11 protein-coding genes are annotated in these 12,835 nt (G+C 70.3%); 3 read left to right on the top strand and 8 right to left on the bottom strand.

The annotated features are described in order from the left end of the window. Positions 1-90: 90 nt before the first annotated feature. The 8 genes from ACFRKB_RS31435 to ACFRKB_RS31400 all read right to left on the bottom strand — a co-directional run bounded on the left by ACFRKB_RS31435 (position 91) and on the right by ACFRKB_RS31400 (position 8,554). Positions 91-1,128: an iron-siderophore ABC transporter substrate-binding protein gene (locus ACFRKB_RS31435; RefSeq protein WP_383110008.1), complete on the bottom strand. Its 1,038-nt coding sequence runs from the start codon at positions 1,126-1,128 to the stop codon at positions 91-93. A 24-nt stretch (positions 1,129-1,152) separates the two neighbouring features. Beyond that, positions 1,153-1,965 (bottom strand): ABC transporter ATP-binding protein, encoded by an 813-nt coding sequence (locus ACFRKB_RS31430; protein ID WP_383110007.1) that lies wholly within the window; start codon positions 1,963-1,965, stop codon positions 1,153-1,155. 24 nt (positions 1,966-1,989) lie between these two features. Further along, entirely contained in the window at positions 1,990-3,084 is a 1,095-nt protein-coding gene (locus ACFRKB_RS31425) for a FecCD family ABC transporter permease (protein WP_383110006.1), read from the bottom strand. Positions 3,085-3,101: 17 nt separating this feature from the next. Continuing rightward, complete coding sequence (locus tag ACFRKB_RS31420; RefSeq protein WP_383110018.1) at positions 3,102-4,082, bottom strand: FecCD family ABC transporter permease; 981 nt, start codon at positions 4,080-4,082, stop codon at positions 3,102-3,104. 268 nt (positions 4,083-4,350) lie between these two features. Further along, positions 4,351-5,382 (bottom strand): LacI family DNA-binding transcriptional regulator, encoded by a 1,032-nt coding sequence (locus ACFRKB_RS31415; protein WP_383110005.1) that lies wholly within the window; start codon positions 5,380-5,382, stop codon positions 4,351-4,353. Positions 5,383-5,415: 33 nt separating this feature from the next. Beyond that, positions 5,416-6,291 (bottom strand): carbohydrate ABC transporter permease, encoded by an 876-nt coding sequence (locus tag ACFRKB_RS31410; protein WP_383110004.1) that lies wholly within the window; start codon positions 6,289-6,291, stop codon positions 5,416-5,418. Next, positions 6,288-7,229, bottom strand: coding sequence for a carbohydrate ABC transporter permease (locus ACFRKB_RS31405; RefSeq protein WP_383110003.1), 942 nt, complete (start codon positions 7,227-7,229; stop codon positions 6,288-6,290). The genes ACFRKB_RS31410 and ACFRKB_RS31405 overlap by 4 nt, the downstream gene beginning before the upstream one ends. Beyond that, positions 7,229-8,554, bottom strand: a complete 1,326-nt coding sequence (locus tag ACFRKB_RS31400) for an ABC transporter substrate-binding protein (RefSeq protein WP_383110002.1) — start codon at positions 8,552-8,554, stop codon at positions 7,229-7,231. Before ACFRKB_RS31400 ends, ACFRKB_RS31405 begins: the two co-directional genes overlap by 1 nt. Before the next feature lie 212 nt (positions 8,555-8,766). On the opposite strand from ACFRKB_RS31400, the gene ACFRKB_RS31395 reads away from it, so the two are divergent. From ACFRKB_RS31395 to ACFRKB_RS31385, 3 genes are read left to right on the top strand one after another with little or no spacing between them, the layout of a single operon-like run. Next, a complete protein-coding gene (locus ACFRKB_RS31395) occupies positions 8,767-10,788 on the top strand; it encodes a beta-galactosidase (RefSeq protein ID WP_383110001.1) in 2,022 nt (673 codons plus the stop codon). Positions 10,789-10,820: 32 nt separating this feature from the next. Continuing rightward, on the top strand, positions 10,821-12,416 hold the full coding sequence (locus ACFRKB_RS31390) for a glycoside hydrolase family 53 protein (RefSeq protein WP_383110000.1): 1,596 nt from the start codon (positions 10,821-10,823) through the stop codon (positions 12,414-12,416). 36 nt (positions 12,417-12,452) lie between these two features. Then, positions 12,453-12,821 (top strand): MmcQ/YjbR family DNA-binding protein, encoded by a 369-nt coding sequence (locus ACFRKB_RS31385; protein ID WP_383109999.1) that lies wholly within the window; start codon positions 12,453-12,455, stop codon positions 12,819-12,821. The last annotated feature ends 14 nt before the right edge of the window (positions 12,822-12,835 follow it).

Raw genomic sequence — 12,835 nt, 5'->3', positions numbered from 1 at the left:
GAGCCCCGCGGTGCCGAGCCCCGCGGTGCCGAGCCCCGCGGTGCCGAGCCCCGCGGTGCCGAGCCCCGCGGTGCCGAGGGGAGCGAGCGGCTACGTCAGCGGCTCGGCGAAGAGCGGGACGACCTTCTCCAGCGCGTACGCCACCGAGAACACCGAATCCGTCGAGAAGGCCGCGCTGAGGGTCTCGTCGTCGAACACCACCGAACGGCCCGCCTTGACGGAGGGGACGGCCCGGTACAGCGGGTCGTCGCTGATCTTCGCCGCGGGGATCCCGATGGGCGTCATCACCGTCAGATCGGCGTCGAGCAGATCGAGGTCCTCGCGGGAGACGCCGATGGAGAACGACGCGCCCGCCTTGGCGTCGACCTCCGGGTTGTTCCTGAAGCCGAGGCGCTCGACGAAGTCGACGCGGCCCGTGCCGTGCACATACGCGCCGAACCCTTCGCTGGTCCGCGAGCCGAGGGTGATGGTCTTGTTCTTGAACTCGGGGTGGGCGGCGGCCGAGTCCCGGAACTTCTTCTCGGTCTCGGCGATGAGCGCCTTGCCCTTCCTGGGAACACCGAGGGCGGTCGCGACCATCTCCGTCTGTTCGCGCCATGAGATCTTGTACTGGTCGCCGCCCTTCGGGACGCCGACGGTGGGCGCGATCTTGCTGAGCGTGTCGTAACGGGTCCGGTCACCGCTGGACTTGGTGTCCAGGATCAGATCGGGCTTGAGGGCCGCGATCTTCTCGAACTCCGGCTCCAGTGTGCCGATCATCCGGGGGCTCTTTTTGTAGAGGCCCTTCGCCCAGGGGCCGACCCCGTCGCCGCCGAAGGCCAGCCAGTCGCTGGCACCGACGGGCTGACCGCCGAGCGAGAGCACGGCCTCGGCGTCGCCCCAGCCCAGCGCGACGACGCGCGCGGGCCGCTGCTTCACGGTGATGTCGCCGAACTTGGTCGCGACGGTGGCGGGGAAGGCGCCGTCCTCGGCACCGGGCGGGGCTTCCGGTGAGGCACTGCCGGAGTCCGAGGCCGTACCGCAGGCCGTCAACCCGACCACGAGGGCGGTGAGTACGGCCCACAGCGCGGCGGAAGCCGGCCGGGAGCGGTGTGCGGGGGGAGCGGAGGGGTTCCTTCGTGATGACATGAACTTAGGTTAGCCTACCCTAAATCATGCTTGTGCCGGGGTGATGTGATGACGCCCGATCGGTACGATCATGGGCGTGCCCGAGGCGGGGTCCTCGGCGATCGAACAGCGCATCCCGAACACCTCCGTGACCAGCTCCGCCGTCACGATCTCGGTGGGCGCGCCCTCCGCGACGATCCGCCCGTCCTTCATCGCGACCAGATGATCGGCGTACCGGCAGGCCAGATTCAGATCGTGCAGGACGACCGTGATGGTCGTGCCGTACTCACGGTTCAGATCGGTCAGCAGGTCCAGTACATCGAGCTGGTGGCTGATGTCGAGGAACGTCGTCGGCTCGTCCAGCAGCAGGATGTCCGTACGCTGGGAGAGCGCCATCGCGATCCACACCCGCTGCCGCTGGCCGCCGGACAGCTCGTCGACCGGCCGCCCGGCGAGCTCCAGTACATCGGTGGCCAGCAGCGCCCGCGCCACGGCCGTGTCGTCCTCGGCCGTCCAGCGGCGGAACCACCCCTGGTGCGGATAGCGGCCGCGACCCACCAGATCGCTCACCGTGATCCCGTCCGGTGCCACCGGGCTCTGCGGCAGGATGCCGAGCACCGACGCCACTTCCCTGGTCGGCAGCTCCTGGATGCTTCTGCCGTCCAGCAGCACACTGCCCGAGGCCGGTGCGAGCAGCCGGGCCATCGAACGCAACAGGGTGGACTTCCCGCAGGCGTTCGGGCCGACGATCATGGTGATCGCGCCGGGCGGTATGTCCAGACTCAGCCCGCTGACGACCTCGCGGCCGTCGTAGCCGAGCCGCACGTCCCGCGCCGCCAGTGTGTGTCGCGCACCCATGCGCGGATCCTTCCGTTCCATTGGTCAGCCGCCCTTCCCCACACGGTTCGACCGGGCCAGCAGCCAAAGCAGATACGGGGCGCCGATCAGGCTCGTCACCACACCCACGGGAAACTGCACGGAGTCCAGCAGATGTTGTGCCGCGAAGTCCGCGACGCTCACGATCAGCGCGCCCGTCAGCGCGGCGGGCAGCAGCACGGCGCCCTGGCGCGGCAGCAGCCGGCGCGCGATCGGCGCCGACAGGAGGGCCACGAAACCCACCGGACCGGCCGCGGCCGTCGCCACCCCCGCGAGCGCCACCGCGCAGCCGATCAGCGCTAGCCGGCCGCGCTCCACCCGGGCGCCGAGCCCCTTCGCCGTATCGTCCCCGAGCTGCGTCGCCGGCAACGAGCGCGCCGCCAGGAACGTCAGTGGTACGAGCACCACCATGGCCCCCAGCAGCGGCCACATCTGCTGCCAGGACAGGCCGTTGAGGCTGCCCGTCAGCCACGCGAGGGCCTTGTGCGCCTCGGTCACCGCCGATTTGGTCAGCAGATACGAGACCAGGCTGGACAACCCCGCCCCGACGCCGACACCGACCAGCACGAGCCGGTATCCGGCGACGCCCTCGCGCCACGCCAGCGCGTAGATCGCCACCGCGGTCAGCAGGGCTCCCGCCAGGGCGCAGACCGAGAGCGGGAAACCGCTGACGCCGAAGACCGCACTGGCCAGCACACCGGCGGCGCTCGCGCCCCAGGTGATACCGATCATGTCGGGGCTGGCCAGCGGATTGCGCAGCAGCGTCTGGAACACCGCCCCCGAGAGGCCGAACGCCGCCCCCACCAGCAGACCGGTCAGCGCGCGCGGCAGCCGCAGCTCGATGACGACGAACCGCGAACCGGCGTCGCCCCCGCCGGCCAGGGTGGCGACGACGTCGCGGAGCGGTACGACGAAATCGCCCACGGACAGCGCCAGACACAGCGCGACGACCGTCGCGGCGAGCAGGGCGGCGGAGACGGCGGTGGCGCGGGCCCGGCCCGCCCGGCGGACCAGGACGACCTCCCGTACGGCACCGGCCAGCCGCTCTTCCGTGAGCGCGCCGCCCGGGGCCCGTATCTCTCCGGCTGTGTCACGTGTCACGTCCGATGCCAACTCCCTCACAGCTCCACCAGATTGCGGCGGCGCACGAGCAGCACGAAGGGCACCGCGCCGATGGCGGCCGTCACGATCCCCACCTGTACCTCGCCGGGCGGGGCGATGATCCGTCCCACGATGTCCGAGACCAGCACCAGAACGGGCGCCAGCAGCAGGCTGTACGGCAGGATCCAGCGGTAGTCGGGGCCCGTGACGAGCCGCGCCGCGTGCGGTACGAGCAGGCCGACGAAGCCGATGGGCCCGGCGATCGCGGTGGCCGCGCCGCACAGCAGCACCACGGCCGCGGCCGACGCCAGCCGGGCGAGCCCCACGCGCTGCCCCAGCGCCCGCGCGAGGTCGTCACCGAGCGAGAGGGCGTTCAGCCGCGGACCGAGCGCCAGCGCGAACACGGCGCCCACACCGATGAACGGCAGCGCCTGCCAGAGCGCTTGAGGATCCCGGTCGGCGAGCGAGCCGACCTGCCAGAACCGGAACCGGTCGAAGGTCTGACGGTCCGTCAGCAGTATGGCGGTCGTCAGCGAGCCGAGTGCGGCGCTGGTCGCCGCCCCGGCGAGAGCGAGCTTCATGGGCGTGGCCCCCTCCCGGCCGAGCGAGCCGATGCCGTAGACGAGAAGGGCGGCGCCGAGCGCACCGAGAAACCCGAACCAGATGTACCGCGACGGCTCCGTCAGCCCGAGCACACCGATCGCGAACACCACGACCACCGACGCGCCCGCGTTGATCCCGAGGATGCCCGGGTCGGCCAGCGGATTGCGGGCCACCCCCTGCATCACCGCCCCGGCCAGGCCCAGCGCAGCGCCCGCCAGCAGACCGGCGACCGTACGCGGGACGCGTACCTCCCGCACGATCAGCTGCCCCTTGTCGGACAGATCGGGATCGAGCAGCGCGCGGACCACTTCACCCGCGCCGGCGTCGCCGGAACCGGCCACCAGGCTCGCCCAGGTCGCCACCGCGAGCACACCCGCGGTCAGCAGCAGACCCATGGCGAGCAGCGGTCGGCTCCGGACCGTACGACCGGCCTTCTCGGTCGCCACGCCCGTCAGCGAGTCAGCCGTCACGCCCCGCGGGCCTTCGAACCGGTCGTGCCCTCGCGCATTCGAGCCGCCCTCACTGCCTCTCCGCGACCGGCTGTCCAGCCGGGCGGAACGTCACCGTCCAAAAAGTAAGGTGACCCTAACATTGAAGCGCGGGCGTGCGCGCACCCCGTCCGGCGGCTCCGTACCGGGCCGAGGATCGGACATCGCGGGCGCGTCAGGCCGATCCGCGCCGCACCAGTTCGGTGGGGAGAATCACCGTGGACGTGTCCTCCCCGCCGATCTGCGCGAGCAGCACCCGCACCATCTCCGAGCTGATCCGGTCCCACGGCTGCCGGATCGTGGTGAGCGCGGGCCGGGTGTCCAGCGCCGCCGGCGAGTCGTCGAAGCCGCCCACCGCCACCTCGTCGGGCACCCGGCGGCCCGCGTCCCGCAGTGTGCTCAGCACGCCCTGCGCCATCAGGTCGGACGCCACGAACACCGCGTCCAAGTCCGGTGCCCGCCGCAGCAGTTCGGCGGCGCACGACTCGCCGCTCGCCCTGCTGTAGTCCCCGGTGGCGACCAGCCGTTCATCGGCCTCGATACCGGACTCGGCGAGGACGTCCCGGTACCCGGCGAGCCGTTCGGTGCCGCCCGGGGTGTCGAGCGGGCCGGTCACCGTGGCGATCCGCCGGCGTCCGCTCCGTACGAGATGGCGCACCATCTCCCGCGCGCCGTCCCGGTCGTCGGCCGCGACATAGCTGACCCGTGAACTCTGCCCCAGCGGCTTGCCGCAGGCCACCAGCGGGACGCGCGCCGCGCGCAGCTGCTCGGCGACCGGGTCCCCGGAGTGGCTGGACACCAGCAGCACACCGTCCACATGGCCGGCGGTGATGTACCGCGTGATCCTGCGCCGTTCGTCCCTCGTACCCGCGATCATCAGCAGCAGCGGAATGTCATGGTCGGCCAGCGCCTGCGTACAACCACGCAGCAGCACATTGAAGTTGGGGTCCTCGAAGAAGCGCTCCTGCGGTTCCGTGAGCAGAAAGGCGACCGAGTCGGACCGGCCCGTGATCAGACTGCGCGCGTGCCGGTTGACCACGTAACCGGTCTTGCGGATCGCGGCGTTGACCGCCTCCTCCGCCGCCGGGCTCACATAGTGACCGCCGTTGAGCACGCGCGAGACGGTGCCCCGTGAGACACCCGCCTCCCGTGCCACGTCATGGATCGTGGGCGGCTTGCGCCGGCCGTTGCTGCCCGTGCGGCTCATACCTGTCGTTCTCTCATGATCGTGCCTGTCGCGTCAGGACTTTACGGCCCCGGACAGCAGATCCAGGCTCCAGAACCGCTGGATGACCAGGAACAGCGCGATCAGCGGCAGCACCGCGAGCAGAGCACCGGTGATCACCAGAGTGTAGAGGGCGGGGGTGTTGGAGCCCTGCTGGAGCAGGGTGTACAGGCCCAGGGTGACGGGGAACTTCCGGTCGTCGCCGAGCATGATGTACGGGAGCAGGAAGTTGTTCCACACGGCGACGAACTGGAACAGGAACACCGTCACCAGCCCCGGCACCATCATCGGCAGTGCCACCGACCGGAAGATCCGCCACTCGCCGCCGCCGTCCATCCGCCCCGCCTCCACCACATCGCGCGGCACGGCCGCCGCCGCGTAGATCCGGGCGAGATAGACCCCGTACGGGGAGAGGATCAGCGGGAGCAGCACGGAGAGATAGCTGTCCGCCATGTCGGCCTTCGCCATCAGCAGATACTGCGGTACGGCCAGGATGACCGGCGGCATCAGTACGCCCGCCAGCAGTACGTTGAAGAGGGTCTCGCGGCCCCGGAAGCGGTAGGTCGCGAGCGCGTAGCCGCTGAGTGCGGACACCGCGGTCGACAGCAGGGCGCCGAACCCCGCGTAGAAGAGGGAGTTGAGCATCCACCGCCAGTACACCCCGTCGCGGTACGCGGACAGGTCGGCGAGATTGCCGGTGAAGCCGGTGCCGGGCAGGAAGGTGAAGGTGGAGAACAGCTCCCGGCCGGACTTCGTCGAGGCCACCACGACCCAGGCCACGGGCAGCAGGCAGTACAGAGCGCCGGCCAGCAGTGCCGCGGTCGGCACCCAGGCGATACGGCGGCTGGTGGCAGCGGCCACCGGGTCAGCGGTCACTGGGGCAGCGGTCACTGGGTCTCTCCCCGGCTCGAACGGGAGCCCACGGTCCTGAGGAAGCCGAAGGACAGTACGAGGGTGATGACGGCGATGACCACCGAGGTGGCCGCCGCGGAATAGATGTCGTTCGTGACGAAGGCGTCCTGATAGACCTTCATCAGCGGTGACCAGGTGGTGGACAGCGAGTTGGTCAGCGGCTTGAGGGTCGTCGGCTCGCTGAACACCTGGAGCGTCGCGATGATCGAGAAGAAGAAGGTCAGCACCAGCGAGGGCGCGACGATCGGGATCTTGATCCGCAGCGCCGTCTGGAGCTGCGAGGCGCCGTCGAGCCTGGCCGCCTCGTAGATCTCCGCGGGGATCGAGCGGAGCGACGTATAGATGACGATCATGTTGAAGCCGGTGCCGCCCCACAGAGCGATATTGGCCAGGGCCACATAGAGCGGTCCGCCGTCCAGCAGATCGGGCGCCGACAGCCCCGCCCTGCCCAGCAGGTAGTGGAACGGGCTGACGTCCGGCAGATAGAGGAAGCCCCACATCAGCGCGGCGATCACCCCGGGGACGGCGTACGGCAGGAAGATCGCGAGCCGCGAGAATCCGCCGAGCCGGGTGCGCTCGGCGTCCAGCATCAGCGCCAGTACGAGCGCGAGCCCGAGCATCGACGGTACGACGATCGCGCCGTAGCCCAGCACGCGCAGCGCACTGGCGAGCAGTTCGGAGTCGGAGAGCGCGGCGGTGTAGTTGGACAGCCCCGCCCACACCTCCTGTCGCGCTCCCGAGCCCAGCCCCAGCCCCTTGACCTCGACCTTTCGCAGGCTCAGATAGAGGGCGTAACCGATGGGCAGGGCGAAGAAGAGCGCGAACAGCACGACGGCGGGAAGGAGGAAGGCGTACGGGGCGCCCCGCACCCGCCCTCTGCCGGGACGCCGCCCACCGCGACGGAGGTCCATGGACATCAGCCGGTGACCTCGAAGCCCTGCTTCTCCAGGTCGGTGACGGTGTCCCGCTGCATGACGCCGAGGGCCGCACCGAAGTCCGACTTGTTCTTGGCCGCCGAAGCGAAGGCGTCACGGAACGCGGTGTACGCGACGTTGACATTCGGCCCCCACGCCGAGGGAGCGGTGGTCTTCGCGATCTCGGCCGCCCTGGCGTAGAAGTCCGGCTGGTTGGGGAAGAAGCCGGGGGCCGCGCTCAGCGCGCCGCTCGTCTGCGCCGCGGTGGCGGCCGGATAGATCCCGCCCTCCTTCACCAGCGCGGCCAGCGCCCGGCTGTCCGTGTTCAGCCAGGCGGCGAACCGCGCGGCGGCCTTCTTGTGGCCCGAGTCATTGGTGACACCGGTGGAGGAGCCGCCCCAGCTCCCGGTCCTGTGCTCTCCCGCGTCCCACTGCGGCAGCGGGGCCATCGCCCACTTCCCCTTGGTGTCCGGCGCCGCGGTGGTCAGGGTGCCCGGCGCCCATACGGCGCTCACCCAGGCGAGCTGCTTGCCCGTGTTGAGCGCCTTGTTCCAGGAGGGCGTGTACATGGGCTGGTTGTCGATGGCGCCTTCCTCGACCAGACCGCCCCAGAAGTCCGCGACCTTCGCCGTCGCGGCGTCGGCTATCCCGACCTTCCAGGTCTCGCCCCGAGTCGTCCACCACTGGGCGCCCGCCTGCTGCGCCAGACCGGCGAAGAGCCCCGCGTCATTGCTGGAGAAGGTGGTCAGCGCCTTGGAGGGGTCCTTCTTCTTCAGGGCGCGCGCGGCGTCGGCGAACTCGTCCCAGGTGGTGGGCACCGTCAGCCCGTACTCCTTGAACAGGTCCTCGCGGTAGTAGAACATCATCGGTCCGGAGTCCTGCGGGACCGCGTAGACGGCGTCCGTGCCGAGCGTCGTCTGCTGCCAGACACCCGGGGCGAACTCGCCCTCGGCGTCGCCGACTTCCGAGGAGATGTCCGCCAGTACGTCATTGCTGACGAGCGTCGGGAGCGCCTGGTACTCGGCCTGCACCAGATCGGGGGCCTTCTTCGCCTTGGCCGCGGTGATGATTTTGGTGACCAGATCGTCCCCGGACGCCTGCTTCTTGACCGTGACCGTGACACCGGTCTTCCTGCCCTCGGTCGTGTTCCAGATGTCGGCGACCTTGTCCATGCCGGGCGCCCAGGCCCAGTACGTCAGCGAGACGGGACCGTCGGACCCGGCCTCCGCGTCGTCGCCGTCGCCCGAGCCACAGGCGGCGAGGGTGGTGGCGCCGAGCGCGATGGTGAGGCATGTGGCCATGAGGCGTCCGCGCGTGGTGAATTGCATGGTGTCTCTCCCCTGACGATGGTCCCCGACCTGGCTGCGGCGGACCGGCCGTGCTCTGTGAGCGTTCACAGTAGAGAAACGTCCCGGACACTTGTCAATGGTTGTTCCTGTGCGGTTATGTTGGATCTGCGTTGCCGCCCATGTGTGTGCACGTTCCCACACTCGCTCCCACACCTCGCATCCTCATCGCACACAGCACAGGAGGCATATCCATGCCGGACACCGCACCCGAGGGTCTCGAAGGGCTCGCGTTCGGCGGGGACTACAACCCCGAACAGTGGCCGGAGGAGATCTGGCAGGAGGACGTCCGCCTCATGCGCGAGGCCGGCGTCAACCTGGTGAGTCTCGGCATCTTCTCCTGGGCCCTGCTGGAGCCCGAGCCCGGCCGCTACGACTTCGACTGGCTCGACCGGATCATCGGCCTCCTGCACGAACACGGCATCCGGATCGACCTGGCCACCCCCACCGTCGCCCCGCCCGCCTGGTTCTACCGCGCCCACCCCGACGCGCTCCCCGTGAGCCGGGAGGGCACGCGGTACGCGTTCGGCTCACGCGGCGCGATCTGCCACAGCTCACCGGCGTACCGCGCCGCCGCCGCGGCCATCACCGGACAACTCGCCCGCCGCTACGGCAGCCACCCCGCGCTGGCGCTCTGGCACGTCCACAACGAGTACGGCGTCCCCGTCAGCGCCTGCTACTGCGAGAACTGCGCGGTCCACTTCCGCCGCTGGCTCGGCGCCACGTACTCCACGGTCGATGCCGTCAACGAGGCGTGGGGGACCGCCTTCTGGGGCCAGCGCTACGGCTCGTTCGACGAGATCGAACCGCCCCGCGTGACTCCTACCGTCTGCAACCCCGCCCAGCGCCTCGACTACGCCCGCTTCGCCGACGCCACCATGCGGGAGAACTTCGTACGGGAACGCGACCTGCTGCACCGGCACTCCCCGGGCATCCCCGTCACCACCAACTTCATGACCGCGCTCAGCCAGTGCGACTCCGTCGACTACTGGGCCTGGGGACGCGAGGTCGACCTCGTCACCAACGACCACTACCTCATCACCGACGGCCGGCGGACCCATGTGAACCTCGCCATGGCCGCCGACCTCACCCGGTCCGTGGCGGGCGGCGCCCCCTGGCTGCTGCTCGAACACTCCACCAGCGGCGTCAACTGGCAGCCGCGCAACCCGGCCAAGGCGCCCGGCCAGATGGCCAGGAACAGCCTCGCCCATGTGGCCCGCGGCTCCGACGGCGCGATGTTCTTCCAGTGGCGCCAGTCCCGGCGCGGCGCCGAGAAGTTCCACTCCTCGATGCTGCCGCACGCGGGCACCGACAGCCGTGTCTGGCGCGAGGTCGTCGGACTCGGCGCCGCGCTGGGCAGCCTGGCGACGGTACGCGGTACGCGGACGGCAGCCGACGCCGCCGTGGTCTGGGACTGGCAGTCCTGGTGGGCGCAGCGCCTCGAATGGCGCCCGAGCGAGGACCACGACGCCCGCGAACGGGCCGACACCTTCTACGAGACGCTTTACGACCGTCATCTCACCGTCGACTTCGCCCACCCGGAAGCCGATCTGTCGCGCTACCCCCTCGTCGTGGTGCCCGCCCTCTATCTCGCCGGCGAGGCCACGGGACGCAACCTCCGTACGTACGTGGAGAACGGCGGCACGCTCGTCGTCTCGTACTTCTCCGGCATCGTCGACCAGCATGACGCCGTCCACCCCGGCGCCCACCCCGGTGTCCTGCGCGAGGTCCTCGGCCTCACCGTCGAGGAGTTCTCGCCCCTCGGCGAGCGCGAACGGGTCCGGATCACCGCGGCCGACGGCGCGGAGCTGACCGGCGACGTCTGGAGTGAATTCGTCGTCCCGCGCGGCGCCGAGACCGTGTGGACATACGCGGACGGGCTCGCCGCGGGGCATCCCGCCGTCACCCGGCACCGGCTGGGCCGGGGCACGGCCTGGTATGTCTCCACGCGGCTGGACTCCGGCGCGCTCGACACGGTCCTCGACGCCGCCGCCGAGGACGCGGGCATCGCACCGCGCACCGGTCTGCCGCGCGACGTCGAGGTCGTACGCCGCACCGGCGAGGGCGGCGACTACCTCTTCGCCGTCAACCACACCGGCACGGACACCAAGGTGCCACTGCCCGCGCACGGCACCGAACTCCTCACCGGTGAAAGGGCGGCGGGCCGGCTCGGCCTGCCCGCCGGAGCGGTACGTGTCGTGAAGCTCGACGACTGAGCTGGTCACCCACCCCCGAAGGGACACCGACGATGCACCTCGCACACCGCACCCGCACCCGGACCTGGCGCTCGCCACGCGCCGCCGCCGCGCTCTGCGTGCTGGGCGCCCTGCTCCTCACCGTCCTGCCCGCCCAGCGGGCACACGCCGCCGGAAGCCTCGGCAACGCCGGATTCGAGGCCGACCCCACCGGCACCACCACCCCGGCCGGCTGGAGCACCTACTCGGCCACCGGCCAGAACACCGCCTCCTTCAGTGAGAACGGCGGTTACAGCGGCAGCCGCCGGCTCACCCACTGGTCGGCCTCGGCCTACAAGGTCGAGACGTATCAGTACCTGACGGGACTGGCCGCCGGAACGTACACACTCGGCGCCCGGGTCCGTTCCAGCGGCGGCCAGAACGCCGCCTACATCGCCCTGCGCAACTGCGGCGGCGCCGAACAGCGCACCGACCTGCCGCCCACACCGAACGGCGAGTGGATCCGTATCGTCACCTCGGTACGGGTGAGCGGCGGGAACTGCACCGTCAGCCTCAACTCCGACGCCCACGCGGGGGAGTGGGCCAACTTCGACGATCTCACCTTCACCTCCGGCGCCACGGGCCTGGCCGTCAAGGGCGGCGACCTGTCGACACTCGCGAAGAACGAGGCGTTCGGCGCCACCTACCGCGCCGCCGACGGCACGAGCGCGGACGCCCTGCGGATCCTGCGCGGCGCGGGAATGAACTACATACGGCTCAAGGTCTGGGTGAACCCGGCCGACGGCTACAACAACACGGCACGGATCCTGGCGATGGCCAAGCGGGCCAAGGCCGAGGGCATGAAGCTCCTGATTGACTTCCACTACTCGGACCGCTGGGCCGACCCGGGGCAGCAGAACAAGCCGGCCGCCTGGGCCTCCCACCCGTACAGCCAGTTGCGCACCGATGTCTACGACCACACCTTCGACGTGCTGAACGCCCTCAAGGCCCAGGGCACCACCGCCGACATGGTCCAGATCGGCAACGAGATCAATGGCGGCATGCTGTGGCCGGAAGGCTCCACCGACAACTGGACCCAGCTCGCCGGACTGCTCACCTCCGGCGCCCAGGCGGCGAAGGCCGTCTCCTCGACCACCCGGATCGCCCTGCATCTGGCCAAGGGCGGTGACAACGCGGGCACCCGCTGGTGGTTCGACCAGGCGGTGGCGCGTCAGGTGCCGTTCGATGTGATCGCGCTGTCGTACTACGGCTACTGGCACGGCCCGCTCTCCGCTCTCCAGGCCAATCTGGACGATGTGGCGGCGCGGTACGGGAAGCCGGTGCTCGTGGCCGAGACCGCCTACGCCCATACGCTCGCCAACGGTGACTTCCTGGAGAACAACGTGTCCTCCGCGGGCCAGCTGCCGGCCGGCTATCCGGCGACCCCGGCCGGCCAGGCGGCCAATCTGCGCGATGTCATGAACGTCGTCGAGGCGGTCCCGGGCGGCCGTGGCCTCGGCGTCGTCTACTGGGAGCCGGCCTGGACCGCGGTGAACGGAAGCGGCTGGGACCCCCAGGATCCCTCCTCCGGCAACGCGTGGGAGAACCAGGCGCTCTTCGGGTACGACACCCGACTGCTGCCCGCCGCGGAGTGGTTCGCGCACCGGTAGAACCGGCATGGGGCCGAGCGCGGGACGGCATTTACCATGGTGGCCGTGACCGTGATTGATGCCGAGGAAGTCCGCCGTATCGCGCTGTCCCTCCCACAGACAGTGGAGAAGGAGGCGTGGAGCATGCCCACGTTCCGTGTCGCCGGGAAGATGTTCGTCACGGTCCCGGACGATCAGACGTCGTTCGCCGTACGCTGCCCCCGGTACGAGCGGACGGAGCTGATCGCGGCCGAGCCGGAGAAGTTCTGGGTGCCGCCGCACGAGGCGAGTTCCGCGTGGGTGCGGGTACGGCTGAGCGCGCTGGAGGATCTGGACGAACTGCGCGACATCCTCGTGGACTCCTGGAAGCAGGCCGCGCCGGACCGTCTCGTGGAAGCGTTCCCCACCCCGACTGAGAAGGACTGAGCCGCACAGACCGG

Origin of the sequence: Streptomyces scopuliridis (assembly GCF_042790125.1) — a bacterium.
GTDB classification, from domain to species: Bacteria; Actinomycetota; Actinomycetes; order Streptomycetales; family Streptomycetaceae; genus Streptomyces; species Streptomyces scopuliridis_A.
The sequence above is the reverse complement of the archived record's forward strand: the minus strand, read 5'-3'. Positions and strand labels throughout refer to the sequence as shown.